Annotated in this window: 1 protein-coding gene; it reads left to right on the top strand. The window is 65.0% G+C overall.

Annotated features, from left to right (window positions below):
* The first annotated feature begins 91 nt into the window (after nt 1-91).
* Complete coding sequence (locus tag RMT89_RS44070; RefSeq protein WP_315889376.1) at nt 92-232, top strand: hypothetical protein; 141 nt, start codon at nt 92-94, stop codon at nt 230-232.
* Nucleotides 233-257: the final 25 nt, after the last annotated feature.

Raw genomic sequence — 257 nt, forward strand, 5'->3', positions numbered from 1 at the left:
CACGCGCGCATAACTGGTTCAGCGAAAACTGGCCGCCTGACCTCGAATGGCCGCGCGACGTTCCGCGGCCAAACCGCTCGAAGGAGGCCGCATGAACGCGCCGTTCAATCTGCCTGAAATCGCTTTTGAACACGGGTTCATCCGTTGCGTGGCGGCGCATCGGGTGACGGGCGGGGGCGGCTGCATCGCCCCCGCCCCCATCACCGCCGATTGCGCAGGGAGACGAGGATGAACAAGGCACAACTCTGGACCCGCTT

This window comes from Streptomyces sp. P17, assembly GCF_032436805.1.
Lineage (GTDB): Bacteria > Actinomycetota > Actinomycetes > Streptomycetales > Streptomycetaceae > Streptomyces.

What these genes read in the sequence shown, in the direction of transcription:
- RMT89_RS44070 (WP_315889376.1), top strand. Translation starts at nt 92, where the DNA reads ATGAACGCGCCGTTCAATCTGCCTGAAATCGCTTTTGAACACGGGTTC.